This window comes from Parvularcula oceani (assembly GCF_000733125.1).
GTDB classification, from domain to species: Bacteria; Pseudomonadota; Alphaproteobacteria; order Caulobacterales; family Parvularculaceae; genus Parvularcula; species Parvularcula oceani.
On sequence record NZ_JPHU01000012.1, the window covers coordinates 75,606 to 102,529 of the forward strand.

Consider the following 26,924-nt stretch of genomic DNA (forward strand, 5'->3'; position numbering starts at 1 on the left):
TGCCGATGACCGTGCGGCCGACGACGAAAATCCTGGCGACCATGGGGCCGGCCAGCGACAGCCCCCATCGCATCCAAGCCCTGATTTCGGCCGGTGCCACCGCCTTCCGCATGAATTTCAGCCATGGCAGCCATGAGGAGCACGCCGTCCGCTTCGAGGCGGTGCGCAAGGTCGCCGCCGAGATGGGCCGCCACGTCCCGATCGTCTCGGACCTGCAGGGGCCGAAGCTGCGGGTCGGCCGCCTCGCGGGCGGCGAGATCGCGCTCGGATATGGCGAGGAGGTCGAGGCGCGCCTCGGCGCCGAAGCGCCCGAAGGCATCATCCCGATCCCCCACAAGGAGCTGTTCGACGCGCTGCAGGACGGCGACGCGCTGATGCTGGATGACGGCACGCTGCGCCTGTCCGTCGTCAAGGCCGAGGCCGAGCGCCTCACACTCAAGGTCGAAGTGCCCGGGCGGCTCACCGACAAGAAGGGCATCAACGTGCCCGGCCGCCGCCTGCCGATCGCGGCGCTGACGGAGAAGGACGAGGCGGATCTCGCCTTCGCGCTCGAGCAGAACACCGATTACGTCGCCCTCAGCTTCGTGCAGACGGCCGAGGACGTCGAGCGCGCCAAGGCCCTGATCGACGGCCGGGCCAAGGTCATCGCCAAGATCGAGAAGCCCCAGGCGGTCGAGGAGATCGAGGCGATCGCCGATGCCGCGGACGCGCTCATGGTCGCGCGCGGCGACCTCGGGGTCGAGCTGCCGCTCGAACAGGTTCCTCTCGCCCAGCGGCGCATCGTCCGGGCCGCGCGGGCGCGCGGCAAGCCGGTCATCGTCGCCACGCAGATGCTCCAGTCCATGGTCGACGCGCCGACGCCGACCCGCGCCGAAGCCTCCGACACCGCCGCCGCCGTCTTCCTCGGCGCCGACGCGGTGATGCTGTCGGCAGAAAGCGCGGTCGGCCGCCATCCCGAAGCCGCCGTCGCGATCATGACACGGATCATCCGCGCCGCCGCCTCGGGCGAGGACTACCAGGCCGAAATGGAACGGATCGCCGAGGAACAGCGGGCCGACAGTCCCGGCGCGGCCGTCGCCGTCTCCGCCGCCTTCGCGGCGAAGGCCATCGAATGCCGCGCCATCGTCGCGAGCACGAATACCGGCGGCACCGCCTATACGATCGCCCGCCTTCGCCCGGCCATCCCGATCATCGCGCTGACCCCCGATCCCAAGACGGCCCGCCAGACGGCGCTGGCCTGGGGAACCCTGCCGGTCCTGACGCACGAACAGGAGAACTTCGAGCAGCTCAGCGGCGCGGCCGTGGCGTCTGCGCGGGAGGCCTTGTCTCTTTCCGACGACGACCGCATCGTCCTTCTGGCCGGGATTCCGACCGGCCGGACGGGCGGCACGAATACGCTCAAGGTCATTCGCGTGGGAGACGGATCATGAGCCAGGCCGAACGCATCGACGCGCTGCTCGGCGGCGTCACCGTCATGCCGGTCGTGGTGCTGGAGCGGGCCCGCGACGCCCTTCCCCTCGCCGACGCCCTGATGGAAGGCGGCGTCCGCGCGATGGAGGTGACGCTGCGCACGGAGGCGGCGCTGCGGGCGGTGGAGCTGATCGCGCGCGAGCGGCCGGACGTGGTGATCGGCACCGGCACGGTGCTGAGCGCGGAGGATCTGCGCCGCTCCGAAGAGGCCGGCGCCGTCTTCGCCGTCAGCCCCGGCCTCACGCCCTCGCTGGCGAAGGGCGCGGCCGAGCGCTTCTCCACCTGCCCCCTCCTGCCCGGCACCGCGACGGCATCCGATGTGATGGCCGCCCTCGAGGCAGGCTTCGAGCGGCTGAAATTCTTTCCCGCGGAGAGCGCGGGCGGCGCGGCCGCCGTCAAGGCGCTGCACGGTCCGCTCGCCAAAGCCCGGTTCTGTCCGACCGGCGGCATCAAGCCCGAGACGGCGGCGGACTATCTGTCGCTGCCCAATGTCTTCTGCGTCGGCGGGTCGTGGCTGACGCCGCAAAAGGCGATCGATGCAGGCAACTGGGCGCAGGTGACGCGCCTTGCCAGCGAGAGCGTCCGCCTCGGCGAGGCGTCCTGAACGAAGGCCGGCCGGCGCCCTCGGGGGCGCCATCCGGGCCTTGGGCCCTCCGCGCCGGGGCGGGAGCGGATCGGGGCAAAGGCCTTTGTGATGGCGGCGGAGTGAGGCATGCTCATGCGCCATGGATAGGTTCCAGCAGATCAGCGCCCGCCTTGCCCGCGCAGACGGCTATTTCCGGGACGGCGACGACCAAGCGGCCAGCGCCTTCTACAGCGCGGCGCTCCGCCTCGCCTCGCAGGCGGGCCCCCTGCCGCCGCCGCTGATGCAGGCCTGCCAGGCGGCGCAGCAGCGGCTCGGCGAACTGGCGGCGCGCTATGAGCGCTTCCTCGCCGAACGGCTCGAGCAGGCCGAGGCGCGGCCCGAGCCGGGAACCCGCTTCGCCGATGCGGTCGACATGCTGTTCGGCAGGAAGCAGCCCGTCGCGCAGGAGCCCAAGATCCTCTTCTATCCCGGCATGCCCGCCCGCGAGGTCTATCCCCGCGAGGGCTTCGACTGGGTGCCCGCGCTGGAGGCGGAGACGGCCGCGATCCGCGAGGAGGCGCTCACCCTGTCCGGAAGCGGGCGCGCCTTCGCACCCTATGTGACCGCCTCGGAAGACAGGCCGCAGGACGCGCACCGCCTGGTGGACGACGACAGCTGGACCGCCTTCTATCTGTGGCGCGACGGGCGCCCCGTGCCGGAGGCGGCGGAGCGCTGCCCGCGCACGGTGGAGGCCATGGAACGCGTGCCGCTGTGCCGCGTCAAGGGCAAATCGCCCAATGTCCTCTTCTCGCGGCTCGCGCCCGGCGTGCATATCCCGCCGCATACGGGCCTCGTGAACACGCGGCTGATCTGCCATCTGCCGCTCGTCGTGCCGCCCGGTTGCGGCTTCCGGGTCGGCAATCGCAGCCTGGCGTGGCGCGAGGGCGAGACGCTGATCTTCGACGACACGATCGACCACGAGGCGTGGAACAGGGGCCGCGAAGAGCGCATCATCCTCCTCTTCGAGGTCTGGCAGCCCGCCCTGGAGGCGGCGGAGCGGGACCAGGTCGCCGCCCTCCTTTCGGCGGTCGACGCCTATGCCCGCCGCGGCAGGCCGCCTTCAGCGCCCTAGGAAGCCGACGATCTTCTTGGTGTCGGCCAGAACGCCTTCGGCGATCGCGCCGGCGCGCCGCGCCCCGTCCTTCAGGACCCTGTCGATATGGGCGGGATCGTCCATCAGCCTGCGCATCTCGGCGGAGATCGGCGCGAGCTTCTCGACGGCCAGCTCGGCAAGGGCGGGCTTGAAGGCGCCGAAGCCCTGGCCGCCGAATTCGAAGAGGACGTCGTCCATGCTCTTCTGCGACAGCGCGGCATAGATGCCGACGAGATTCGCCGCCTCGGGCCGGCCTTCGAGCCCGGCCTCCTCGGAGGGCAGCACCTCGGGATCGGACTTCGCCTTCTTGATCTTCTTCGCGATGGCGTCGGCATCGTCCGTGAGCGTGATGCGCGAATTGTCCGACGGGTCGGACTTCGACATCTTCGCCGTCCCGTCCCGAAGCGACATGACCCGTGCGCCGGCCCCTCTGATGAGCGGCTCCGGCAGGGGGAAGAAATCCTCGGCGCCGAAATCGAGATTGAACTTGCCGGCGATGTCGCGGGCCAGTTCGAGGTGCTGCTTCTGGTCCTCGCCCACCGGCACATGCGTCGCCTTGTAGGCGAGGATGTCGGCGGCCATCAGCGTGGGATAGGTGAACAGGCCGACCGAGGCCCGCTCCTTGTCCTTGCCTGCCTTGTCCTTGAACTGGGTCATGCGGTTCAGCCAGCCCATGCGCGCCACGCATTGGAAGATCCAGGCGAGCTCGGCATGCTGGGGCACGGCGGACTGGTGGAAGATGATCGCCCGCTCGGGGTCGATGCCGGCGGCGAGATAGGCGGCGGCGATCTCGCCCGTCTGCGCCTTGAGGGCCTTGGGGTCCTGCCACACCGTGATGGCGTGGAGGTCCACGATGCAGAACATCGACGCCATCTCGTGCTGCAGGGTCACGAATTTGCGGATCGCGCCGAGATAGTTTCCGAGATGCAGGTTCCCTGTCGGCTGCACGCCGGAAAAGACGCGGGGGGTGTGAGAGGCTTGCTCGGTCATGCCGCGCGGATAGCGCCTTCTTCGCCCGGGAGCGAGCCCTTTGCGGCGAGGGAGGAGCGTTCCCGCTCAGGCTTCCTCATGGGGAACATGGCCGTCGAGCTCGAAGACGAGGCCGGAGGGTTCGAAGGACAGGCGGCAGGTTCCGGACATGGCGCTCGTCAGCGCCTCCTCGATCATGCGGGAGCCGAAGCCCTTGCGCTTGGGCTGCGTGACGACCGGCCCCCCCGTCTCGGCCCACCGAAGCCGCATGACGCCCTCTTCCCCGAGCGCCCAGACGAGGCTGATCCTTCCTGTCCCGTTCGACAGCGCGCCGTATTTGATCGCGTTCGTGGTCAATTCGTGCAGCGTCATCGCCATCGCCACCGCCGCGCGCGGCGGCAATGCGACGGACGGACCGCCGATCTCGACCCGGTCTCCCGGCACGCCGCAGGAGGAAAGGACGTCCCGCGCGAGGCTTTCCAGAGCGGCGGTCTCCCAGGAGCCCCGCGTGAGGAGATCATGCGCCGCCGCCAGCGAAGTCAGCCGGCCCTGGAAGGTTTCCAGCTGCGCCCCGCAGGCCGGATCGGTGAAGCTCTGGCGCGCCATGCTCTGGACGATGGCCAGATTGTTCTTCACCCGGTGATTGAGTTCATGGGTGAGAAGCTCGCGCTGCTCCTCGCCCTTCTTCATCTCGTCGATATCGGTGAACGTGCCCATCCAGCGGCTGATCTGTCCGTCGCGCCCTTCCACCGGCAGGGCCCTTGCGAGAATCCAGCGATATTCGCCGCTATGGTGCAGGAGCCGGCCTTCGGCCTGGAACCAGCGTCCGCTCTTCACCGCCTGCTGCCAGCTCTCCAGGAAGGCCGCGCGGTCTTCGGGATGCAGGCAGAGCGACCAGCGTTCCTCTTCATTGTCTTCGGGCGCCTCGCCGGTGAACTCGAACCAGCGGGCGTTGAAGAAGTCGAACCGCCCGTCGGGCCGGGCCGACCAGGCGATCTGCGGCATCGCCTCGGTGATCGCGCGGAAGCGGGCTTCGCTGTTGCGCAGGCGCGCCTCGGTTTCGCGCTGCTCGGTCACGTCGGTATTGGTGCCGAACCAGCTGACGACCTCTCCGTCTTCGTCGCGGATGGGCAGGGCGCGGGAGAGGAACCAGCGATATTCGCCGTCCGTGCCGCGCAGGGGGAACAGGTCCTCCCAGGCCTCTCCGTGCTCGAAGGCGTGCGAGATGGTCCGGGTCACCCGGTCGACGTGATCGGGATGGTGGACACTGACCCAGCCCCAGCCCGCCATCTCGTCCATCGTGGTGCCGGTATAGTCGAACCAGCGCTTGTTGTACCAGACGATCGCGCCCGTGCCGTCGGTGATCCAGGCCAGCTGGCTCATATTGTCGGCAAGCGTCCGGAAGCGCGCCTCGCTCTGCGCCAGCTTCTGCTCCACCGCGCGCCGCTCAGTCACGTCCAGCTCGGCGACAACCCCGCCGACGATCTCGCCGTCCGGGCCGCGCACGGGCGCGGCATTGTTCAGGAAGACGCGGCGCCCGCCATCGTCGAAGCGCTGGCATTCGACCAGTTCGTCGCGAATCTCCTCGCCGTGCAGCAGCGCGCGGGTCATCGCCCAATCCTCGGGGGCGAGACGCTCTCCGGTCTCGGGCCGCCAGCCGACCCAGGCCTCGTAGCCCTCCCAGTCCTCCGTCTGCGGCGGGACGCCCCAGATCTCGCGATTGGCCGGGTTGTCCCGCACGATCCTGCCGCGGGCATCGGCGACGATCACGCCCACGGGCAGCGCGTCGAGAATGGCGTCGAGCGTCGCGCGCTCCTTGCGCAGCGCCGCTTCGGTGCGATTGCGGTCGGTGATGTCGAAACCCGATGCGATGAGGCCGATCAGCACGCCCTCGCTGTCGATCTTGGGAGCGAGCTGGAAGTCGACGGTGATGCGCTCGTCGCCGGCCGTGCGCACTTCGACATCGTAGCGCATCGTCGCGCCGCGCCGAACGATGTCGACGGCCCGCCGAAGCTCGTCTTGCACTTCCCCGTCATGCGCCCACCAATAGGTGTCCCAGAAATCGAGGCCGATCACCTCGTCCCGCGTGACGCCGCCGATCTCCAAGGCGGGCGTGTTGACCTCCAGGAGGACGCCCTCGGGCGAAAGGCGTGCAACGAAGGCATGCACGCCGTCGAGCACGCGCCGCAGCCGGTTCTCCCCATCCTCCGCCGCGCGCCGCGCGATCACCTCGTCGGTGATCTCGAAGGTGAAGCTGGTGACGCCGCCGACAGAGCCGTCCGGCCGGCGCCAGGGCTCTATCGTCTGGCGAAAATAGCGCTTGCCCTCCCGGTCCCGCTTTCCCCTGTCCATCCGGACCGCGAGCTCGAGGTTCTCGACCCGCCGACCGGTCCGGAAGGCCTTGTCGAAGGCGGAGAGAACCGTCTCGTCGAGAATGCCGGGCAGGACTTCGCCCAAGGCGTGGCCGATGAGAGGCTTCCCGCCCGCCGCCGCCCGCGCCAGCGCGTTGGCGTAGAGATAGACGTGGCGCGGCCCCTCATGGACGGCGACCAGAGCCGGAGCGGCATCGAAAAGATGCTCGGCGTCGACCGGAAGTCCGGACGCGCGCGATGCCGAGGCTTTCGGATGGGATCCGTCATGTGGAAGCAAGAAGAAAACCCGGTGAGGAACTGCCGCGCCTCTCCTAGCACAAGCTCCCGAAGGGCGATACGCAAACCATTGTCCGGCCCGGCGCTTTAGCGGTCGAAGCCGGGATTCTCGCGCGCGAGCTTCCGCATCAGCCCCGGCCAGGCCAGATTGTCGCCGAAGCCCTTCGCGAAGCCCGGCGCGCCCTGCTGGCCGACCTTGTTCGCCATGTCCTCGCTGTCTTCGAGCAGGGCGCCTTCGCCTGCGGCCTGAGCCAGCACCTGCGTCTTGCAGGCCTGTTCGAGGAAATACATGCGAAGAAAGGCGAGCGCGCAGTTCTCGCCGAGCGTCAGAGTGCCGTGATTGCGCAGCATCATGAAGCTGTGGTCGCCGAGATCACGGACGAGCCGCTCCCGCTCGTCGAGCTCCAGCGCGATCCCCTCATAGTCGTGATAGGCGAGATCGTCGTGCACGATCATCGAGAACTGCGTGTAGCGGCGCAGGCCCGCCTTCTGCGCGCTGACCGCCACGCCGTAGGGGCTGTGAAGGTGCAGGACGCAGCCTGCATCGTGGCGGTGCATATGGACGGCGGAGTGGATGGTGAAGCCGGCGGGATTGGTGAAATAGGGGCTGTCGTCCACCTTGTTGCCGTCGATGTCGATCTTGACGAGCGCAGAGGCCGTCATCTCGTCGAAGAGGACGCCGTAAGGATTGATGAGGAAGCGCGGCTTGCCGTCCTCATCGGGCAGGCGGGCGGAGATATGCGTGAAGACGAGATCGTCCCAGCCATAGAGCGCGGCCAGCCTGTAGGTGGCGGCGAGGTCGCAGCGGATCTGCCATTCGAGGTCGGATACGCCGTCCTTCACGCTCGGCAGGCTTGCGGGATCGGGCAGCTCGAAGCCCGGCCCCACGCCGGCGACCGTGGCGCGGGCCGTATCGATCGGGCTCTGTTCGGTCATGGCGCATCCTCCTGTCGCGTTTTGGCGGAAGCGTAAGGCGGCCTCGCCGCAGCGCCAAGCGAAGAGAGCGGCGCCCCCTTGGCGGCGCGGCCGGTTCGGCCTACCTCGCGCCCGGAAGGAACACCGCATGACACAGCTCGACGCCAGCACCAGGGGCGATCTGCCCCCGATCGAGGATATTTCCGAGCTGTCCGCCTATCTCGCTTCGGGCTGCAAGCCCAAGGACCAGTGGCGCCTCGGCACCGAGCACGAGAAATTCGGTTTCCTGCGCGACACGCTCGAGCCTCTGCCCTTTTCCGGCGAACGCTCGATCCAGAGCGTCCTCTCCGGCCTCGCCGACCGCTTCGGCTGGCAGCGGATGGAAGAGGACGGCCAGCTCGTCGCCCTCAAGAAGGAGGGCGCCTCGATCAGCCTCGAGCCGGGCGGGCAGTTCGAGCTCTCGGGTGCCCCGCTCGAAACCGTGCACCAGACCTGCAACGAGGTGCACCGGCACCTCGACGAGGTGAAGGCCGTTTCCGATCCTCTCAATGTCGGCTTCATCGGCCTCGGCGCCGCGCCGGCCTGGACGCGTGCGGAGATGCCGCGCGTGCCCAAGGGGCGCTACGCGATCATGCGCGAATACATGCCCAAGGTCGGCTCGCTCGGCCTCGACATGATGCACCGGACCGCGACCGTGCAGGTCAATCTCGACTTCTCGAGCGAGGCGGACATGGTGGCGAAGTTCCGCACCTCGCTCGCCCTCCAGCCGCTGGCGACCGCCCTCTTCGCCAATTCGCCGCTGACCGAAGGAAAGCCCAACGGCTTCCGCTCCTGGCGCTCGCATATCTGGACGGATACGGACCCCGACCGGACCGGCATGCTCGACTTCGTCTTCGAGGACGGCTTCGGGTTCGAGCGCTACACGGAATACATGCTCGACGTGCCGATGTATTTCGTCTGGCGCGACGGCGATTACCTCGATGCCACGGGGCAGAGCTTCCGCGACTTCCTGCGCGGAGAGCTGCCTGCCGCGCCGGGGGTCAGGCCGACTATCGTCGACTGGCAGGACCACCTCTCGACCGCCTTCCCGGAAGTCCGCCTGAAGACCTTCCTCGAAATGCGCGGCGCGGATTCGGGCTCCTGGGGGCGGATCTGCGCCCTGCCCGCCTTCTGGGCCGGCATTCTCTATGACGAGGAGAGCCTCGGGGCGGCTTTCGAGCGGGTCTCGGCTTGGACCACCGAGCAGCGCCGCCAGCTGCGCCTCGATGCGGCGCGCGACGGCCTGGATGCGAAGATCGGCGACGAGACCTTGGGCGATGTCGCCCGCGACATCCTTCCCCTCGCCCGCGCCGGCCTGAAGCGCCGCGCCAGGCTCGACAGCGGCGGGAGCGACGAGACGGGCTTCCTCGCTCCGCTCGAGGAGATCGCTCGCACGGGCCGCAGCTTCGCCTGCAACCTGCTCGCCGATTACGAGGCGGCAGGCGGCGAGACGGCCATCCTGTTCGAGAAATACGCGTTCTGATCCGGGTGACATCGCCGGCTCTCTGCCGATAACCTCGCCTCGGGCAGGCGCGAGGAGTAAGAGCGTGGGCAGCAAGGGGATTTTGGCAGCAGCGATTCTGGTCTTGTCACCGCAAGCCGCTGCGCAGGACTACAAGGCCTTTTATCAGGACTATCTGGAGGCGACCCGCGACGGCGACCCGGCGGCGGCGGCCGCGCACGCCGAGAAGGCCTGGCAGGCCGCAGAGCAGGAACTCGGGAGCAGCGACACGACCGCGCTTCTTGCGCAGAATCTCGTCGATCTCCTCGTCTGGACGGAACCCGGCCGCGCCCTCGCGCCGGCCCGCAGGGCCATGGTTCTGGCCAAGTCCGGCTTCGGCGCATCCAACTATGACGAGAGGGACGTGGCGGTCCTTCTCGCGCTCGCCGAGGTCGGGGGCGAACCGGATGGCCGGGCGCTGAAGACGGCGACCAACACGATTCTGGAGGCGGATCCCCGCCCCTCCTACATGCTCGCCTCGGCATGGCTGAACATCGCCGAACTCGCGATACTCGGCCGGGACAAACGTATCGCCGAACGGGCCGCCGATGAGGCGATCCGCATCATGTCCGGCCTGCGTTTCGCCGAAGCGCCCGATCTGGCGGCGGCGCATTTCGCGCGCGGCGCCGCGGCGATGATCACGAACGGTCGGCGGAACCGACGGGTGGCTGACATGCACGAAGCATGGATCCACTTCCGCGAAACGCGCGCGCTGTTCGAACCGGCGGACAGCCCCGAGGCGATTCCGCCGCTCGCGGCAGCGGCATATGTCTGGATGCGCACTCTCGGAAGCCTCGGCGGCCACCCTTCGAAGGTCGATCTCGAACGGCGGGGATATGATGCGCTTTCCGATCTGCCGCCTCTGCTCGGAGATAACGAAGCCTGCCACGAAGCGGTGGAGTGGGAGGGGGACCGGCAGATCGAGTACCCCCTCACCGCCCAGAACATGGGACGGGTCGGGGGCGTCCTGTTCGCCTATGACATCGGGACGGATGGCGGCCTGACGAACCTGCGCCTCATCGCGGAAGTGCCTGGCCGGGTATTCGGGCAGAGCGTCATCGAACAGGCTGCGGATTGGCGGGTGGATCCCGCTTCGGTGCTGCCCGGCTGCGAACGGGGAAGGATCTTCACCGTCCAGTACAGCATCGGCTACTAGCCCGGGATGAGGCAAGCCGCGCTGTCGCATCTGTCAGAAGCCGACCCCGTCCTGGCGAGAGCGATCGAGACCATCGGGACGCCGGTCGTGCGCCGCCGGCCCGGCGGCTATCAGGGCCTCTTCCGCATCATCGTGGAGCAGCAGCTCTCGGTTCCGAGCGCGCGGGCGATCCTCGCCCGGTGCGAGGCCCGCTTCGGCGCGCCCACGCCGCGGCACGTCCTGGCCGCCAGCGAGGAAGAGCTGCGCGCGGCCGGGCTGTCCCGCCCCAAGATCCGCTATCTGCGCGCCGCCGCCGAGGCGGTGCTTGCCGGCACCCTCGACCTGCCCGCTCTGGAAACCCTGTCCGACGAGGAGGCCAGGGCGGCGCTCACCGCCGTCACCGGAATCGGCCCCTGGACGGCGGCGATCTATCTTCTCTTCTGCGAGGGGCGGGAGGATATCTGGCCGCATGGCGATGTGGCCCTCCTTGCCGCCTATGCGGCGGCGAGCGGGTTCACGAAGAAGCCGCCCCTGCGCCAGTTCGATGCCGCCTCTTCGCGCTATGCGCCCTATCGGGGCACGGCGGCCCACGTCCTGTGGACCTATTACGCCCATCTCAAGGGGCGCCAGCCCGGCTGAACCTGCTGCTGCTGGCGGCTTGGCGTGCACGCTGGCATAACGCTTGCGCGGGGAGGGCCGGAACGGAGGCGGCGACATGGCGGAGGACAAGGCGAAGGCTCTGCTGATCCTGCCCTATTTCGGCGCCTTCGGCCCCTGGTTCCCGCTCTTCCTTCATGCCGTCGGCACGCAACATACGCTCGATCTTCTCCTGATCGGCGACACGGAACCGGCGGCCCTGCCGGCCAATGCGCGGTTCGTCCCCACGACGCTGGAGGCGCTGCGGAGCCGGGCCGAAACGACGCTCGGCCTGCCCCTCGCCCTGCCGGAGGCACGCAAGCTCTGCGATCTGCGTCCGGCCTATGGCCGCCTCTTCGCCGAGGAGCTGCGCGGCTACGACTACTGGGCCTATGGCGACGAGGACGTCCTCTATGGCGATCTTGATCGTCATCTCCGCCCGCTCCTGGCCGAGGGGATGGATGTCGTCACGCCGAGCGAAACCATGACGACGGGGCATCTCACCGTGCTGCGCAACCGCGAGGCGGTGAACGGCCTCGCGCTCGAAGATCCCGCCTTCGCCGAGGCGCTGCGCGATCCGGCCCTCTGGGCCTATGACGAATCGAGCTGGAATCGCCCGGGCGCCGAAGGCTCCTTCACCGCCAGCGTCAAGCGCGCGGAGGCCGAGGGACGGCTCGCCGTGCGCTGGGGCTGGCCGCATGCCAAGCGCGGCGACATTCCCTGGCCCGGGCGCTCCTATCGCTATGAGAAGGGCCGCCTCATCGACAATGAAGGCCACGAGATCACCTATTATCACTGGGGCCGTTACAAGAAGGCGGGACACCCGTTTCCCTCGCCGCAAGAGGCCGAAGCGGGCTTTTCCTTCGACCGGTTCGGCTTCTGGAGCGCTGATGGCGCATCCGGCCGGCAGCCCTTCGGCCTCGTCTTCGACCGGCACGGCCTGATGATCTACGGGCGCGACGGCTTTTCGGAGGTGGCCCTGTGGCGCATGAAGCTGTGGCTGCGCGAACGGCTCCTGGGGCGCCGCCGTCACGGCCGCTGATGGGGCCGATGGCCGAATCTCGCGCCGGAAAACCACATTTCCGGATAGTTGGTTGCCGTCACATGCACGTCATGTAGAATCGGCTACTATCCCCGGTAGCGGTGCATGGGCGCCGCGGCATCAACTCTGGGAGTAACGGGCGTTCACTAGCCTCGCCACACAGACGAGACAGGTCGCGACCACCCGAATAGGCGGCCAGGTCTGGAATGCTCCCGATCGGAGGAGCCTCTAGACGTGCAGCTTTCTCATCCCGCCAGGGCAGCGGCGGCGCCTGATGGATGCCCTGCCCTCGTTCTCAATGCGGATTTCCGTCCGCTGAGCTATTTCCCCCTCTCCCTGTGGTCGTGGCAGGACACGCTCAAGGCGGTCTTCCTCGACCGGGTCGACGTCGTCGCCGAATACGAGACCGAGGTGCACAGCCCCACCTGCGCCATGCGCCTGCCCTCGGTAATCGCGCTGAAATCCTATGTCAGCCATGCGCGCAAGCCGGCCTTCACCCGTTTCAACGTCTTCCTGCGCGACCGCTTCAGCTGCCAGTATTGCGGCGCGGGCGAACGCGAAAGCCTGACCTTCGACCACGTCATCCCGCGCAGCCGCGGCGGCAAGACGACCTGGGAGAACATCGTCGCCGCCTGCAGCCCCTGCAATCTCAAGAAAGGCGGCAAGATGCCGAGGGACGCGAAGATGTTCCCGGCCCAGACGCCCCGCAGGCCCAACATGTTCGAACTCAACGAGCGCGGCCGGGCCTTCCCGCCCAACTATCTGCACGAAAGCTGGCAGGACTACCTCTACTGGGACGTCGAGCTGGAGCCCTGATGCACCGCTCCGGCTCCCGGGGCTGCCAGCCGACGCCGTCCCGGATTGCCCCTTGCGAGTTGCAGGTGCCGCCGAGGCCGACAGGGCGACCCCGGAACGGGCGCTGACCGGATTGTCGGACCCTTGGGCGGATGCAGCGGAACCAGGATCGCGGCCAGGACCGGCAATGGCAGAAAGCGCGCCGCCGGATGCTTGCCGCGAAAACCCGCCGCGGTCCGGATCAGAAGGCGAAGTTCGCCGACAGCCAGAGGTTCCGGCCTTCGCGGATGATGGGATAGACCGGCGCGAAATCGGGGCTTCCGCGCCGGGTATAGGGCAGGAAGTCGACGAAGTTCTCGTCCGTCACATTGTTGATCGTAGCGTTGAAGCGCACCTTGTCCGTCGCCTGCCAGGACGCGCCGAGATCGAAGATCGAGAAGGCGTCGTAATCGCCGAGCTGGTCCTGCGCCTCGCCCGACCCGCGATAGCGGTCGGAGTTGAAGCGCGCCCGCGTCCAGATGCCGATATCGGGCGTGATGTCATAGGCGATGCGGCCATTGACGACGTGGCGCGGCGTGTTGACCAGCGGCTCGCCCTCTTCGGGACCGCTGAGCTGCTCTGAATCGGTCAGCGTGTAGTTCGCCGTCAGGCGCAGGCTGCCGGTGACGTCCCATGTCGCCGCGGCCTCGACCCCTTCGGTCACGGCCTCGTCGACATTCACGGTCTGCGCGAATTCGGCGACGCCCGGATAGAAGCCGACATCGGTGCAGCCCGAGCGGTCCGCGAGCGCGTCATATTCCGCTTCGGTCAGCTCGAAGCTGCAATTGAGGAGCGCGGGTCCGCCGGCGATCTTGTCGTCGAACTCGTTGCGGAACACGCCCGCCGTCAGGCTGAACGTGCCGATATCGTAGAAGAAGCTCGCCTCGTAGGTCGTCGTCGTCTCCGGCTGGAGGGTCGGCGTTCCGAGAACGGGAATGGTTCCCTGGCCGCGGAAGCCGACAATGCCTTCCGCGATCTGGTCGAGCCGCGGCGTCTTGAAGCCCCGGCTGATCCCGCCCTTCACCACGAGGTTCGGCGTCGCCTCGTAGACGGCATAGACCCGCGGGCTAACCTGGCTGCCGAAGGTGTCGTGATGGTCCCAGCGCACCCCGCCGGTCAGCGTCAGCGCCGGGAGGATCGCCCAGGCGTCCTCGGCGAAGAGCGCGGTCTGGACGTGTTCGAGCGGGTCCGCGGCCACCCCGTCGATCAGTTCGGCATCCCAGACCTGGCCGCCGAGCGTCAGCTGATGGGCGTCGATCTCGATATTGTACTGGCCGTTGAGGAGGAGGTTGGTCGCGCGCAGCTCGCGGTCACCGCCCCTGATGCGATCCGTACCCGGCACGTCCGCGGGCAGGATGCGCCCGGTCGTCTCGGTCTCGTTCCAGGTGACGTCCCAGTCGAGAACGCCGCCGGCGACCTCCCACCGGTGGGCGAGGAGGAGCTGATCGCGCTCGAAGGTGAGCTCTTCGGCATAGCCGCGCGGGCCGAGCGTGCCGAGCTGCCCTTCGGAATTGTCATAGGACTGATAGGCGCCTTCGTAATCGACCCAGAGGCGGTGCGAGGAGCCGGGGGTCCAGGTCACGCGCCCGCCATAGGCGTAGAGATCGGCCTCGACCGGGCTGCTGCCCCGGCGGCTAACTTCCTGCTCCTGCCCCTCATCGTCGACGAAGGTCAGCGTCGCCGCTTCGCGGCGCGTCGCCTGCCCCTTCAGCGCGAAGAACAGCCGGCCCGGCACGATGGGCCCGTCGACATAGGCATTGCCGGTATAGGTGTTGCCGAATTCGGCATCCTCCTGAAGCGTCGCATCGAGCCCGATCTCGCCGGACAGGGCCTCCCCCGGCTCCCGCGTGATCATGTTGACGACGCCCCCCATGGCGTCCGAGCCGTAAAGCGTCGACATCGGCCCGCGCACGACCTCGATCCTCTCGATCGCCGAGACCGGGGGCAGGAAGCTCGTGCTCGTCCCGCCGAAGCCGTTGGGCGTGACATTGCCCGCCGGGTTCTGGCGCCGCCCGTCGATCAGGACGAGCGTGTAGTCGCTCGGCATGCCCCGGATCGCGATGGACGGCCCGCCGGTCTTGCCCGTCCCGCTCCCGGTATCCACGCCCTGGACCGTTTCGAGCGCCTCGCCGAGATTGATCACCCGCCGCTGCTCGAGCTCGATCCGCGACAGGAGGGTGACGCTGGCCGGGGCGGTGGCGGGGTTGCGCTTGAAGCCGGAGGCGGTGACGACGATCTCGTCCTCTTCCGTACCGAGATCGACGGCGGTCGCCGGCGCCTTCTCCTCTGCCTCCTGCGCATGGGCGGGCATGAGCGCCGCGATGACCAGAAGCGATGTGCAGAGGCGGAATGAGGACATTGTGAACGGCCTGTCAGATTGAGAATGAGACGCAATAAGCAAACCTCATGGCCGATTGCAACTGCGAATGCGTCTCATGAAGAGCGCGGGAGGCGGATTTGCGCTAGATCCCGCTTGCGCGGCCTTTCGGCATGGCGGCGGCCATGCCGAAAGGCCCCGAGGATGTCCCGCCGAAAGAGAACGCCATGGGCATGACAAGGCGTGGGAGCAACGAGATGGCGGAGGGGGCGCGGCCCGTGATCAGGGCGCGCGGCCTCGCCGCCGCAGAGCGCGCCATGGCCGCATCGGTCTTCGGCGCGGCGCTCGACACCGCCTCTGTCCGCCTGAAGGCGGGACGGCTGCCCTTCCAGCCCCGCGGCGTCGTCATGGCGCCTTGGAACGGCATCTATTGGGGCCGGCCCCTGCCGCGGGATTTCACGGCCGCGCCGCCTGCCATTCAGGCGCTGCTGCTGCACGAGCTGACCCATTGCGCCCAGTATCAGGCCGGAATGGACCTGATCGCGCGCGGCGCCTTCGCCCATGGCCGGGCCTGGCTGACGGGGCGCAGCGCCTATGCCTATCGGGTGACGGAGGCCCCGCTCGGACGCAGGCCCTTCGAGCACCAGGCGGCGATCGTCGAGGATGCCTGGCGGCTCCTGTCAGGGCTGCCGCCACGGCGGGAGGGAGCGCGGCTCGCGCCCCTCCTCGCCGCTCTGGGTCACGCCGAGGCGGAGGAGGTCCGCGCGAGCTTCAGCGCATCGGTGAATTTCGGCGCGCCGCCGCTGCTCAACACGCCATTGCGGTAGATCCGCCCCATGAAGAAGACGAGCGCGCCGGTGAAGGCGAGAAGGAGCAGCGTCGCGCCGACGATCTCCCAGACCGGCGGATCGGCGTTGATGCGCATCATCACGGCATAGGGCGTATAGATCGGAATCCAGGTCAGGATCCGCGCCACGATCCCGTTGGGGTCCGTCACCACCATCTGCAGGAAGGGCAGAGGCAGGACGAGGAGGATGGTGATCGGCGTCACGAAGCTCTGCGCATCCTGGATCGACTGCGACATCGCCCCGATCGCGAGATAGAGCGAGGCGAACATCAGATAGCCGAGCAGGAAGTAGAAGAAGAAGAGCGGCACGAGAGGCGAGCCGAACAGGATCGCCCGGAACGCGCTGACCACTTCGCCCGCGCCGCCGAATGCCGTCAGCGCGATGAAGCCGAGAAGCAGGAACAGGACCGGCGCGGTGATGCCGACCAGCAGGAGGCCGATCAGCTTGCCCACCATCAGCTCGGTCGCGGTGACCGAAGACAGCAGCACCTCGACGATCTTGTTCGACTTTTCCTCGACGGTGGAGGTCAGCAGCATGCCGCCCACGCTCAGCACCATGGCGAGAAGGATATAGGCGAGCCCCAGCGGCACGTAGAGCGCCAGCTCCTCGCGGACGCTGACCGCTTCGCCGGTCTCGGAGTTCGACTTGAAGCGGTCGAAGGGCGCGCGGATCGAATCGACCGCCCGGACATCCTGGATCGAAAGCCCCCGCTCCTCATAGGCGCGGCGCTGGAGCGCGACGGTCAGCGCCTCCTCCACCGCATCCGAAAGCGATTCGTCGGTCAGGTTCTGCGTCCAGAACTGCGCCTCCGCACCGTCCGGGCCGAAATCGGCGGGAATGAGCACGGCGGCGAACAGGCCGTCATCGCTGCCCGGGATCTCCGCATCGCCGTTGAGGAAGGGCCGCAGCGCCTCGGCCGCCTGTTCGAGCGGCAGCCCCTCGATATCGGCGGGCGGCGGGACACGCCGCAGATTGCGCTTCGGCTCCTCCGCAAGGGGCGTGTCGGGCGGCAGCTGGCCGGCTATGGCGGCATTGGCCGCTTCGAGCCCGCCGGCTTCCGCGAAAGCGATGCGGCGCGCAGGAGTATTGTCGTCGGGCGCGAAGGGGTCGGGAAGATCGAACTCCTCGTCCCCGACCGCCTCCAGGCCCTCGACATAGGCATCCCAGGCCGAGACCACGCGGCGCAGATGCCGCTGTTCGAGGACGCGGTCGATTTCCGTCCCGTAGCGGCCCGTCGCGTCGACGACGGTGAACGCCCGGACCGGCGCCGCATATTCGCTGAGGAAGCCCGCCAGCGCGCCGAAGCCGATGGAGATCGGGATGATGGCGAGGAAGAGCAGGAATCCCCGCGTGAGGACGTAGCGCCGGTATTCCTGCGCGATCAGCTGGAACAGCGCCATCAGGCGGCCTCCCTCTGCGCGGCTTCATCCGGCGCGGCGCCGGCGAGGCGGAAGAAGAGTTCGTGCAGGGAGAGCTGGGCGGCCCCGAAGCGCTCGACGCGGATGTTCCGCTCGAGGCAGGCGGCGAGAACCCGCTGCCTGTCCGCGCCCTCGGCAAGGGAGAGCCGGAAGAGGGCCGCCTCGACCGCCTCGACGCTCTCCACCTCGGGCAGCGCCGTGAGGCCGCTCGGATCGTCCGGCGTACCAAGGAGCAGGCGCTCTCCCTCGCGCGCCCGCGCATCGGCCAGCGTGCCTTCGAAGACCTTCTTGCCCTTGGCGATCATCAAGAAGCGGTCGCAGAGGCGCTCCGCATGCTCCATCACATGGGTGGAGAAGATGATCGTCCGTCCCCCTGCGCGCAGTTCCAGGATCATGTCCTCGAGGATCTGCTGGTTGACCGGGTCGAGGCCGGAGAACGGCTCGTCGAGGATGAGGAGCTCGGGCTCATGCGCGATGACGGAAAGGAGCTGGACCTTCTGCGCCATGCCCTTGGACAAGGCCTCGATCTTGGCGTTCGCGAACTCGCCGAGCTCGAAGCGGTCCAGCAGCGCCTCCGCCCGCTCGCGCGCGGTCTTGCGCGGCACGCCCTTGAGGCGGGCGAAATAGGCGATCGAGTCGGCCGCCTTCATCTTCTTGTAGAGGCCGCGCTCCTCGGGAAGGTAGCCGACGCGGCGGCGCACTTCGCGCGGGCGGTGCGAGCCGAGCACGGACAGCTCGCCCGCGCTCGGCGAGACGATGTCCATGAGCATGCGCAGCGTCGTGGTCTTGCCCGCGCCGTTCTGCCCCAGAAAGCCGTAGATCTCTCCGGGCCGCACGGTGAAGGACAGGTCCTTCACCGCCGTGAAGGCGCCGAAACGCCGGGTGATGCCGGACAGGCGAAGAACGGGATCGGTCATGCGCGTGCTCTACCCCCGGGCCGATGAACACAAAGAAAAGGCCCGCCACGGCGGAGCGTGGCGGGCCTCTTACCGATAATCAAGAAGGAGGAGGCGCTTATGCCATCGCCTTCTGGAAGTTCTCGTCGACCTTGTCGAGGAAGCCGGTCGTGGTCAGCCAGCCCTGCTCGGCGCCGATCAGCAGAGCGAGGTCCTTCGTCATGTGGCCGCTCTCGACGGTCTTGATGATCGTCTGCTCGAGCGTATCGGCGAATTTCGCCAGTTCCGGCGTATCGTCGAGCTTGGCGCGGTGGGCGAGGCCCCGCGTCCAGGCATAGATCGAGGCGATCGAGTTGGTGGAGGTCTCCTCGCCGCGCTGATGGGCGCGGAAATGGCGGGTGACCGTGCCGTGGGCGGCTTCGGATTCGGCGATCTTGCCGTCCGGGGTGAGCAGCACGGAGGTCATGAGGCCGAGGCTGCCGAACCCTTGCGCGACCGTGTCCGACTGCACGTCGCCATCGTAGTTCTTGCACGCCCAGACATAGCCGCCCGACCATTTCATCGAGGACGCGACCATGTCGTCGATCAGGCGGTGCTCGTAATGCAGGCCCTTCTTCTCGAACTCCGCCTTGAATTCCTTGTCGTAGATCTCGGCGAAGATGTCCTTGAAGCGGCCATCGTACTTTTTGAGGATGGTGTTCTTGGTCGACAGATAGACCGGATATTCGCGGCTCAGGCCGTAATTGAAGCAGGCGCGGGCGAAATCGGCGATCGAATCGTCGAGGTTGTACATGCCCATGAAGATGCCGGAGGACGGGGCGTCGAAGACCTCGAATTCCTCGACTTCGCCGTTCTTGCCTTCCCACTTGATCGACAGCTTGCCTTCGCCGGGGAAGAGCATGTCGGTCGCGCGGTACTGGTCGCCGAATGCGTGGCGGCCGATGATGATGGGCTGGGTCCAGCCGGGCACGAGGCGCGGCACGTTGCGGATGATGATCGGCTCGCGGAAGACGACGCCGCCCAGGATGTTCCGGATCGTGCCGTTGGGCGAGCGGTACATCTTCTTGAGGCCGAATTCCTCGACCCGGGCCTCGTCCGGCGTGATCGTGGCGCATTTGACGCCGACGCCGTGCTCCTTGATCGCATTGGCCGCATCGACCGTCACCTGGTCCTCGGTCTCGTCGCGATGCTCGATGCCGAGGTCGTAATAGTGCAGATCGATGTCGAGATAGGGATGGATGAGCTTGTCCTTGATCATCTGCCAGATGATCCGCGTCATCTCGTCGCCGTCGAGTTCGACGACCGGATTCTTGACCTTGATCTTCGCCATGTGCGCTGCCTTCCGGATGAATGTGGTGTCGGGTTGGCGCGCCCCTAGCAGGGGATGGCCGAAGCACAAAGGGGGCGAGGCTGCGCAAGACCGGCGTTCAGCCGCTCAAATCCCCGAGGGCCGCGCCCCAGAGGCTGAGCGCGACGATGGTCGCCGTCTCCGCCTTGAGGATGCGCGGGCCGAGGCTGACGGCGAGCGCGCATTCGCGTCCGCGCAGCATGGCCCGCTCTTGAGGCGAAAACCCGCCTTCGGGCCCGATGAGGACGGACCAGCCCTCGCGCGGCTGCCCGCGCAGCGCGTCGAGCGCCGGCGCGCCGCGCCCTTCCGCCCCGCCCCAGCGGGCGGTGTCGTCGTCGCCGGCCTCGTCGCAGAACAGGATGCGCTCCGCCCCTTCGAGCGCCGCGTTCAGGGGCAGCGGCTCCTCGACCACCGGCACGCTCAGCCGTTCGCACTGCTCTGCGGCCTCGACGGCGATGGCGGTCAGGCGGTCCGTCTTCACGCGCTCGGACTGGGTCCGTTCGGTGATGACCGGCACGAAGCGGCGCACGCCGAGTTCCGTGCCCTTCTGGAGGATGAGGTCGGTCGGCCCCTTCTTGAGCGGCGCGAAGAGGAGGGTGAGGTCCGGTCCTTCTTCCTGCTCGCGCCTTCGCTCTTCGAGCGTCACCGCCCCGCCCTTGCGCGAAACCTGCGCGATCCGCCCGCGCCATTCGCCGTCCCGCCCGTTGAAGAGCAGGACCTCTGCGCCTTCGCCGAGGCGCAGCACCGTGCCGAGATAATGGGCGGCGGGCTTGGACAGGGGCACGTCCCGCCCCTGCGCCAGGTCCGCCTCGACGAAGAGCCGCGGAGCGGGTTTAGCCACTTCGTCTTCCTTCCTCGCGCCAGGGCGGAAACCGCCGGTCGGGTCCGGCATGATAGAGGCAGAGGCGGTTGCCCGCCGGATCCCGGAACCACGCCTCGCGCCAGCGCCAGCTCTTGTCTTCCGGGGCGCCTTCGAAGGCCACCCCCTTCGCGCTCAGCGCAGCGAAGCGCGCATCGACGTCCTCGGTCTCGAAGTAGAGCAAGGGCCCGCCGTCCTTCGGACGGTCGCCGAGGTGCAAGGACAGCGTGGTCGAACCGCAAGGCAGCTCGAAGCGCGCATAGCGTTCATGGGTGTGAACGATGCACCGCAGGCCGAGCGCCTCGTAGAAGCCGATCGCCGCCGGCATGTCGTCGACCGTGAGCGTGACCTGATTGAGGTCCACCGCCCGGACCGCCGATCAGAACGGGATGTCGTCGTCGAGGTCGAAGTCGGACCCGCCGCCGCCGCCATAGCCGCCTCGGTCGTCCTGCGGGCCGCCGGAGATCTGCTGGCCATAGCCGCCGCCCATGCGGTCACCGCCGCCGCCGCCCTCGCCGCGGCCGTCCAGCATGGTCAGCTCGGAGCGGTAGGGGCGCAGCACGACCTCGGTCGTGTAGCGGTCCTGACCGTTCTGGTCCTGCCATTTGCGGGTCTCGAGCTGGCCCTCGATGTAAACCTTCGAGCCCTTCTTGAGATAGTTCTGCGCGACGCGCACCAGCGGCTCGGAGAAGATGGCCACGCGGTGCCATTCGGTCCGCTCGCGCCGCTCGCCGGACTGCTTGTCCTTCCAGCTCTCGGACGTGGCGAGCGAGAGGTTGCAGACCTGCCCGCCATTGTTGAACGAGCGGACCTCGGGGTCCTGGCCGAGATTGCCGATCAGGATGACCTTGTTGACGCTGCCTGCCATCAGGAGCCTCCGAATGCTGTTGTTCCAGGCGAACAGGCTAGGCCGCCCGAAGCGATTCCTAACACCGAGTTATTCACAGGAATGTTCTATTCCTGTTCTGGCCCGGTCGCAAGGTCCTAGCATTGGCGAGGTTCGCGATCCGAGAAGGGGTTGGTAGGGTCACCGCCCTGACGGGAGGACCTGGCATGTGCGAAGATCCAGAAGAAGAAGCAGATATCGCTGCGTTCGATGCTCCTCGAGATGGCGAGACGTTCCCGGCCGAGCTTGTCGACAGGCTCATCGACGGAGAGCATCCCGTTCGAGCCTACCGTGAATACCGGCAGATCTCTACCGACGTCGTCTGCCGCGAGGTCGGCATGACGGAGGCCAATCTGAGGGCAGTCGAGGCGGGCGAAGGCCGTCTCACCGATGCGCAGGAGAAAGCTGTCGCCGCCCTTCTCGATGTCGAGCCGGACGACCTTCGTGTGTGGCTCTAGAAAACTACAACGCCTCCAGATCCGGCCCGCGCCGCCCGCCCATCCACGCTTCCTTGAACAGCGCCCGCGCATAGCGCGCCGCGGCCCTGTCGCCGCTCGCCTTGTAAGTCTCGTGCAGGCCCGCGAGCGCCCAGGCATTGTTCGGCGACTCCGCGAGCGAGGCGAGGAAGAGGCGCTCTGCGCGTTCGTGCTCTCCCGCCTGAAGCACCATTGCGGCGAGCGTCTGCTTGGCCGGATAGTACCAGTAGGGCGGCTCCATATAGGGCAGGCTCTCCTGCAATTCGGCGGCCTCTTCCATGAGCGGGATCGCCGCGGCGTAATCGCCTCCTGCCGCATGGGCGCGGGCCTTCACCGTCAGCTCGGCGATGCGCAGGATGTCCGGGCCCGGCACGTCGGCTTCGATCAGCGCACGGGTCTCCGGCCGCCCGGCCAGCGCGGCGATCTTGCGGGCCTCCGCCATTGCCTTCTCCGGCTCGCCGGAGCGGGCATAGCCCTCGCCTCTCGCATAATGCCAGGCGCCCTTGACCAGCGGCGCGGCGTCGCCCGGATCCTCGAGCGCGAGCATGGCGCCCGGGTCGCCGAACTGGACCACGGCGAAGATCGGCGCGGCCTTGATCGGCTGGGCCAGCGGGATCGTCGCCGCCATCTCGATCGGCACGACGGCGTCGAGCTTCTCCGCCATCTTCATGCCGTCCTTCTTCGCGCCCGCCATCTGGGCGGAGGTCAGGGCGAAGTGGACGTTGTGCGGATAGTAGCCATAGGCGTAGAGGTCGCCGACATCGGTCGCGGCCATATAGGCCTCGTCCGCCGCGACCGCGTCGATGTTCCGGTCGAGCGACTGCTCCCAGCGTCCCAGCCGGTAATAGATATGCGTCGGCATGTGGACGAGGTGGCCGAGATCGGTCGCGAGCTCCGCCAGCCTGTCGGCATGCGTCGCCGCGCGGTCGGGATCGGTCGAGGCTTCCACCGCATGGATGTAGAGGTGGATCGCCGGGGTGTAGTCGGGATTGCGCGCCAGCACCGTTTCGAGAAGCTCGAGCGTGCGCGCCGTCCGCCCCTTGGGCTCCCGCCCGTTCGCTGCCCAATAGTCCCAGGGCTGGGTGTCCATGTTCGCCTCGGCGGCGAGAACGGCGATCAGGTCGTCTTCCGGATAGGCTCTCGCGACCCGGTCCATCGCATCGGCATAGGCGCCGTCGAGCGGCGCCCTCTCCGCCGCCGGGTCCTGGGCATAGCGGGTGGCGAGCGCGGCGATGAGCTGGCGCTCCTTCTCGCTGGCGCCGCTCGCCAGCCGCTCGGCCTCCTGCAGGGCGGCATAGGCCCGCTCGCCGTCCTCGGGCGGCATCTGCGCATTGATGTGCGGGCCGAGCGCCAGCGCCTCGCCCCAATAGCACATGGCGCAGCCCGGATCGGCTTCCTGCGCCGCGCGGAAGGCCTGGATCGCCTCTCCGTGGTTGAAGCCGATCATATAGGCGAGGCCGAGATCGAAGCCCTCCTGGGCCACCTCGTGCTCCGTGGTGATCTTGCGGGCCAGCGGCTCGATCGTATCCGGCCGCAGAGACGCGACCGCCGGCTTCTTCTCGTCGTCCCCGGCGTAGGCGCGGGCCATGCGCAGGAAATAGGCCTGGCGCTTCGCGATGCCGTCCGGCCCGCACAGGCTCTGCGCGGTCAGGACGGGCGGCAGGAACGGCACGGCCTCGGCGCTGCGCCTTTCGGCGGACACGCCAAGCGCGGCGAGCGCCATCGCGCCGCCGCTCAACAGCAGTTTCCCCTTCATCTCTCTCCCCATCGGCTCGGCGCCGTGATCCCGGCGCGAACCCCCCGCGCCTTTGGCAATCGAACCGGGCGCACCTTTCGTCAAATCAATTGCGCAGCCGAATCGTTCTCCAGTTGTTCTCCTTCACCCGATCCGCTAGGCGCCTACATCCCGGCCTTACGCGGAGGGTCCCTTTGTCGCTCAAGAACATCACCGTCACCGGCGCGCGCGAGCACAACCTGAAGAACATCGACGTGTCGCTGCCGCGCGACGCGCTGGTGGTGGTCACGGGCCTGTCGGGCTCGGGCAAGTCCTCGCTCGCCTTCGACACGATCTATGCCGAAGGGCAGCGGCGCTATGTCGAGAGCCTGTCCGCCTATGCGCGCCAGTTCCTCGAGCTGATGCAGAAGCCCGACGTGGACCAGATCGAGGGCCTGTCCCCGGCGATCTCCATCGAGCAGAAGACGACGTCCAAGAACCCTCGCTCGACCGTCGCGACGGTGACCGAGATCTACGACTATATGCGCCTTCTCTGGGCGCGGGTGGGGGTCCCCTACTCTCCCGTCACCGGTGAGCCCATCGCCTCTCAGACCGTCTCGGAGATGGTCGACCGGCTGATGGCGGAGGGCGAGAAGGCGCGCTTCTACCTCCTCGCGCCGATGATCCGGGGGCGGAAGGGCGAATACCGCAAGGAACTGGCCGAGCTGATGAAGCGCGGCTTCCAGCGCGTGCGCGTCGACGGCGAGTTCTATGACGTCGCCGAGGTCCCGGCGCTCGACAAGAAGCTCAAGCACGACATCGACGTCGTCGTCGACCGCGTGGTCATCAAGGAGGGGATCGAGAGCCGCCTCGCCGAGAGCTTCGAGACCGCGCTCGACCTCGCCGACGGGATCGCGGTCGCCGAGAGCGCGAACAAGCCCGAGGATGGCGGCGCGCCGCACCGCATCACCTTCTCGGCCAAATTCGCCTGCCCCGTCTCCGGCTTCACGATCGAGGAGATCGAGCCGCGCCTCTTCTCCTTCAACTCGCCGCAGGGCGCCTGCCCGGCCTGCGACGGGTTAGGCTCGAAGAAGGTCTTCGATCCAGAGCTGGTCGTGCCCGACCCCGATGCGACCTTGCGCAAGGGCGCCATCGCCGCCTGGTCCAAGACGCAGAGCCCCTATTACACCCAGACGCTCGAAGCTCTGGGCGAGAAATACGGCTTCAAGGTTTCCGACCGCTGGCGCGACCTCGACGCCCAGCAGAAGAAGATCGTCCTCTTCGGCACGAACAAGGAGAAGGTGCGCTTCGTCTACGATGACGGGCTGCGCCAATACGACACCACCAAGAGCTTCGAGGGCGTGATCCCGAACCTCGAACGCCGCTGGCGCGAGACCGACAGCGCCTGGGTCCGCGAGGAGATGGAGAAGTTCCAGTCCTCCGCCCCCTGCGAGGCCTGCGGCGGCAAGCGGTTGAAGCCCGAGGCGCTTGCGGTGAAGATCGCCGGCGACGATATCGCCGAGGCGACGGCGCGTTCGATCCGGGACGCGGATGACTGGTTCCGCGCGCTCGACGGTCAGCTTACGGACAAGCAGAAGAGCATCGCCGAGCGCATCCTCAAGGAGATCCGCGACCGGCTGCATTTTTTGAACTCGGTCGGCCTCAGCTATCTCGGGCTCGAGCGCGCCTCCGGCACGCTGTCGGGCGGGGAGAGCCAGCGCATCCGGCTGGCAAGCCAGATCGGCTCTGGCCTGACGGGCGTCCTCTACGTTCTCGACGAGCCCTCCATCGGCCTGCACCAGCGCGACAATGAGCGCCTGCTGGAGACGCTGCGCCGCCTCCGCGACCTCGGCAATTCGGTCATCGTGGTCGAGCATGACGAGGACGCGATCCGCACCGCCGACTACGTCCTCGACATCGGCCCGGGCGCCGGCGTTCACGGCGGCGAAGTCGTCGCCTGCGGCACGCCCAAGCAGATCATGGGCAACAAGAAGTCCGTGACCGGAGATTACCTCGCGGGCCGCCGCGACGTGCCTGTGCCCGACGAGCGCCGCGTCTTCGACCCCGAGCGCGTGGTGAGAATCGAGGGCGCGTCGTCCAACAACCTCCAGAACGTGACGGCGGAGTTTCCCATCGGCCTCCTCACCTGCGTCACCGGCGTGTCGGGGGGCGGCAAGTCTACGCTGACGATCGAGACGCTCTACAAGGCGGCCAGCCGCAAGCTGATGAACGCCAAGCAGGTGCCCGGCCGCTATGAGAGCATCGAGGGCCTCGAACATCTCGACAAGGTCATCGACATCGACCAGTCGCCGATCGGGCGCACCCCGCGCTCGAACCCGGCGACCTATACCGGCGCCTTCGGGCCGATCCGGGAATGGTTCGCAGGCCTGCCCGAGGCGAAGGCCCGCGGCTACAAGCCCGGCCGCTTCTCCTTCAACGTGAAGGGCGGGCGCTGCGAGGCCTGCCAGGGCGACGGCGTCCTCAAGATCGAGATGCACTTCCTGCCCGACGTCTACGTCACCTGCGACGTCTGCAAGGGCAAGCGCTATAACCGCGAGACGCTGGAGGTCGAGTTCAAGGGCCGCTCCATCGCCGACGTGCTGGACATGACCGTGGAAGAGGCGGCGGAGTTCTTCTCCGCCGTGCCGTCCATCCGCAACAAGATGAAGACGCTCTGCCGCGTCGGCCTCGGCTATGTGAAAGTCGGCCAGCAGGCGACGACCCTGTCGGGCGGCGAGGCACAGCGCGTGAAGCTGGCGAAGGAGCTGTCCCGGCAGGCGACCGGGCGCACGCTCTACATCCTCGACGAGCCGACGACGGGCCTGCATTTCGAGGACGTCCGCAAGCTGATGGAAGTGATCCAGGAACTCGCCGACTCCGGGAACACGGTGGTGGTGATCGAGCACAATCTCGACGTCATCAAGCAGGCCGACTGGCTGATCGATATCGGTCCCGAAGGCGGCGACGGCGGCGGCCGCATTGTCGCCACCGGCACGCCGGAGGATGTTGCCGACAACAAGGACAGCCATACCGGCCGCTTCCTCAAGGAAACGCTGGAGCGCTATGATGCCCATGAGGCGGAACGGGCGAAGCGCAAGAAGAACGGGAAGCGGATGGCGGCTTGATGGGTGTAGTCGGACGGCGCTGGCACCACCTGTCTCCACTACGTTGGATTAGGGCCTTTCCTACTGGCGTGCTCTGGGTAAGAGCTCTTGAGGCCAGCGCGGCAGGTAATCCCGCACTCGCGCTCGATCA

The 26,924-nt window shown here is 67.8% G+C and carries 22 protein-coding genes; 11 read left to right on the forward strand and 11 right to left on the reverse strand.

What is annotated here, in order from left to right; translation table 11 throughout:
* Window positions 1-5: 5 nt before the first annotated feature.
* From pyk to IE88_RS0112695, 3 genes are all read left to right on the forward strand, one after another.
* Entirely contained in the window at window positions 6-1,430 is a 1,425-nt protein-coding gene (gene pyk / locus IE88_RS0112685; RefSeq protein WP_031555048.1) for a pyruvate kinase, read from the forward strand.
* The gene (gene eda / locus IE88_RS0112690; RefSeq protein WP_051882149.1) at window positions 1,427-2,074 is read left to right on the forward strand and encodes a bifunctional 4-hydroxy-2-oxoglutarate aldolase/2-dehydro-3-deoxy-phosphogluconate aldolase; all 648 of its coding nucleotides are present in this window, start codon (window positions 1,427-1,429) and stop codon (window positions 2,072-2,074) included. Before pyk ends, eda begins: the two co-directional genes overlap by 4 nt.
* A gap of 121 nt (window positions 2,075-2,195) precedes the next feature.
* Window positions 2,196-3,167 carry an aspartyl/asparaginyl beta-hydroxylase domain-containing protein gene (locus IE88_RS0112695; RefSeq protein WP_051882150.1) on the forward strand — a complete coding sequence of 324 codons (972 nt, stop codon included), beginning with the start codon at window positions 2,196-2,198 and terminating at the stop codon, window positions 3,165-3,167.
* On the opposite strand, the gene trpS is transcribed toward IE88_RS0112695, so the two are convergent.
* From trpS to IE88_RS0112710, 3 genes are all read right to left on the reverse strand, one after another.
* On the reverse strand, window positions 3,156-4,178 hold the full coding sequence (gene trpS, locus IE88_RS0112700; RefSeq protein ID WP_031555054.1) for a tryptophan--tRNA ligase: 1,023 nt from the start codon (window positions 4,176-4,178) through the stop codon (window positions 3,156-3,158). The two genes, IE88_RS0112695 and trpS, sit on opposite strands and share 12 nt — an antisense overlap.
* 66 nt (window positions 4,179-4,244) lie before the next feature.
* Window positions 4,245-6,806 carry a PAS domain-containing sensor histidine kinase gene (locus IE88_RS17490; protein WP_051882152.1) on the reverse strand — a complete coding sequence of 854 codons (2,562 nt, stop codon included), beginning with the start codon at window positions 6,804-6,806 and terminating at the stop codon, window positions 4,245-4,247.
* An 86-nt stretch (window positions 6,807-6,892) separates the two neighbouring features.
* On the reverse strand, window positions 6,893-7,741 hold the full coding sequence (locus tag IE88_RS0112710; protein ID WP_081871661.1) for a class II aldolase/adducin family protein: 849 nt from the start codon (window positions 7,739-7,741) through the stop codon (window positions 6,893-6,895).
* A 127-nt stretch (window positions 7,742-7,868) separates the two neighbouring features.
* Here IE88_RS0112710 and IE88_RS0112715 point away from each other — a divergent pair, with 127 nt between their 5' ends.
* From IE88_RS0112715 to IE88_RS0112735, 5 genes are all read left to right on the forward strand, one after another.
* A complete protein-coding gene (locus IE88_RS0112715; RefSeq protein WP_051882154.1) occupies window positions 7,869-9,242 on the forward strand; it encodes a glutamate--cysteine ligase in 1,374 nt (457 codons plus the stop codon).
* 64 nt (window positions 9,243-9,306) lie between these two features.
* On the forward strand, window positions 9,307-10,416 hold the full coding sequence (locus IE88_RS0112720; protein WP_031555061.1) for an energy transducer TonB: 1,110 nt from the start codon (window positions 9,307-9,309) through the stop codon (window positions 10,414-10,416).
* A 6-nt stretch (window positions 10,417-10,422) separates the two neighbouring features.
* The gene (locus tag IE88_RS0112725) at window positions 10,423-11,034 is read left to right on the forward strand and encodes a DNA-3-methyladenine glycosylase family protein (RefSeq protein ID WP_031555062.1); all 612 of its coding nucleotides are present in this window, start codon (window positions 10,423-10,425) and stop codon (window positions 11,032-11,034) included.
* Between the two features lie 76 nt (window positions 11,035-11,110).
* On the forward strand, window positions 11,111-12,073 hold the full coding sequence (locus IE88_RS0112730) for a DUF6625 family protein (RefSeq protein ID WP_031555063.1): 963 nt from the start codon (window positions 11,111-11,113) through the stop codon (window positions 12,071-12,073).
* 234 nt (window positions 12,074-12,307) lie between these two features.
* On the forward strand, window positions 12,308-12,889 hold the full coding sequence (locus tag IE88_RS0112735; protein WP_031555064.1) for an HNH endonuclease: 582 nt from the start codon (window positions 12,308-12,310) through the stop codon (window positions 12,887-12,889).
* Between the two features lie 220 nt (window positions 12,890-13,109).
* Here the strand turns inward: IE88_RS0112735 and IE88_RS0112740 are convergent, their stop codons facing one another.
* A complete protein-coding gene (locus tag IE88_RS0112740) occupies window positions 13,110-15,266 on the reverse strand; it encodes a TonB-dependent receptor domain-containing protein (protein ID WP_031555065.1) in 2,157 nt (718 codons plus the stop codon).
* Window positions 15,267-15,409: 143 nt separating this feature from the next.
* On the opposite strand from IE88_RS0112740, the gene IE88_RS17495 reads away from it, so the two are divergent.
* Window positions 15,410-16,051 (forward strand): hypothetical protein, encoded by a 642-nt coding sequence (locus tag IE88_RS17495; protein ID WP_156032593.1) that lies wholly within the window; start codon window positions 15,410-15,412, stop codon window positions 16,049-16,051.
* On the opposite strand, the gene IE88_RS0112750 is transcribed toward IE88_RS17495, so the two are convergent.
* The 6 genes from IE88_RS0112750 to ssb form a co-directional block, all read right to left on the reverse strand.
* Window positions 15,964-17,472 (reverse strand): ABC transporter permease, encoded by a 1,509-nt coding sequence (locus IE88_RS0112750; protein WP_031555069.1) that lies wholly within the window; start codon window positions 17,470-17,472, stop codon window positions 15,964-15,966. The two genes, IE88_RS17495 and IE88_RS0112750, sit on opposite strands and share 88 nt — an antisense overlap.
* Window positions 17,472-18,407: an ABC transporter ATP-binding protein gene (locus tag IE88_RS0112755; RefSeq protein ID WP_031555071.1), complete on the reverse strand. Its 936-nt coding sequence runs from the start codon at window positions 18,405-18,407 to the stop codon at window positions 17,472-17,474. The genes IE88_RS0112750 and IE88_RS0112755 overlap by 1 nt, the downstream gene beginning before the upstream one ends.
* Window positions 18,408-18,504: 97 nt before the next feature.
* Entirely contained in the window at window positions 18,505-19,716 is a 1,212-nt protein-coding gene (locus IE88_RS0112760) for an NADP-dependent isocitrate dehydrogenase (protein ID WP_031555073.1), read from the reverse strand.
* Window positions 19,717-19,813: 97 nt separating this feature from the next.
* Window positions 19,814-20,575, reverse strand: coding sequence for a 16S rRNA (uracil(1498)-N(3))-methyltransferase (locus IE88_RS0112765; protein ID WP_031555075.1), 762 nt, complete (start codon window positions 20,573-20,575; stop codon window positions 19,814-19,816).
* Window positions 20,568-20,957: a VOC family protein gene (locus IE88_RS0112770; protein WP_031555077.1), complete on the reverse strand. Its 390-nt coding sequence runs from the start codon at window positions 20,955-20,957 to the stop codon at window positions 20,568-20,570. The genes IE88_RS0112765 and IE88_RS0112770 overlap by 8 nt, the downstream gene beginning before the upstream one ends.
* A gap of 15 nt (window positions 20,958-20,972) precedes the next feature.
* Entirely contained in the window at window positions 20,973-21,461 is a 489-nt protein-coding gene (ssb, locus tag IE88_RS0112775; RefSeq protein ID WP_031555079.1) for a single-stranded DNA-binding protein, read from the reverse strand.
* Between the two features lie 185 nt (window positions 21,462-21,646).
* On the opposite strand from ssb, the gene IE88_RS0112780 reads away from it, so the two are divergent.
* The gene (locus IE88_RS0112780) at window positions 21,647-21,937 is read left to right on the forward strand and encodes a helix-turn-helix domain-containing protein (RefSeq protein ID WP_051882158.1); all 291 of its coding nucleotides are present in this window, start codon (window positions 21,647-21,649) and stop codon (window positions 21,935-21,937) included.
* 4 nt (window positions 21,938-21,941) lie between these two features.
* Here the strand turns inward: IE88_RS0112780 and IE88_RS0112785 are convergent, their stop codons facing one another.
* Complete coding sequence (locus IE88_RS0112785) at window positions 21,942-23,711, reverse strand: tetratricopeptide repeat protein (RefSeq protein ID WP_031555082.1); 1,770 nt, start codon at window positions 23,709-23,711, stop codon at window positions 21,942-21,944.
* A gap of 173 nt (window positions 23,712-23,884) precedes the next feature.
* Between IE88_RS0112785 and uvrA the strand changes: the two genes are divergently transcribed.
* A complete protein-coding gene (gene uvrA, locus IE88_RS0112790) occupies window positions 23,885-26,794 on the forward strand; it encodes an excinuclease ABC subunit UvrA (RefSeq protein WP_031555085.1) in 2,910 nt (969 codons plus the stop codon).
* The last annotated feature ends 130 nt before the right edge of the window (window positions 26,795-26,924 follow it).